This window comes from Kocuria oxytropis, assembly GCF_040981195.1.
In the GTDB taxonomy this organism is placed as follows: domain Bacteria; phylum Actinomycetota; class Actinomycetes; order Actinomycetales; family Micrococcaceae; genus Kocuria; species Kocuria oxytropis.
The window spans coordinates 1-587 of the sequence record NZ_JAVFXA010000088.1 but is presented as its reverse complement, the minus strand read 5'-3'; the positions used below and the strand labels follow the sequence as shown (position 1 = coordinate 587).

Below are 587 nucleotides of genomic sequence, written 5' to 3'. Positions count from 1 at the left end.
GCCAGCAACGCGAGAAACGTGGACGTGGCCCTGGACGAGGTGGCCTCCCACCCGGCCGTGATCGCCGTGGTCCGCTCCACCCACGACGACCGCGAGCACGACGCGGCCCGGGGCCCGAAGGTGGAGCTGATCGCACCGGGCGTCGACGTGCTGAGCACCGACGGCACCGGCGGCTATCGCACGGCGACGGGCACGAGCTTCGCGGCCCCGTGCGCGGCGGGCTGCGCGGCCCTCGCGCTGGCCGTGAACCCCGGCCTCAAGCGGGAGGAGCTGCGGAGGATCATGCGCGAGTCCGCGGACAAGATCGGCGGCGTGACGTACGACGCCGACGGGCACCACGACGACTACGGCTACGGGCGGGTCAACGCCGCGGCCGCCGTGCAGGCGGCGGAGCAGCTGCTCCCCTCGCCGGTGAGGAGGGCGTCATGAGCAACGACGCGCAGGAGCCCCCGGTGATCCACGTGGAGGTCCACGGGCCCGGGCTGGAGGACCTGCGGGCCTTCGCCCGGGAGACCGGCGCCGACCTGGGCTGCCGGGCGATCCCCCGGCGGGAGGCCGAGGGCTGGGTCGTGGACGCCTATCTGCCG

Annotated in this window: 1 protein-coding gene; it reads left to right on the top strand. The window is 75.1% G+C overall.

The genetic code is table 11. The features are described from left to right. A partial coding sequence (locus QYM41_RS17715) for a S8 family serine peptidase (RefSeq protein WP_368801083.1) occupies positions 1 to 429 on the top strand: 429 nt, incomplete at its 5' end. Between the last annotated feature and the right edge of the window lie 158 nt (positions 430 to 587).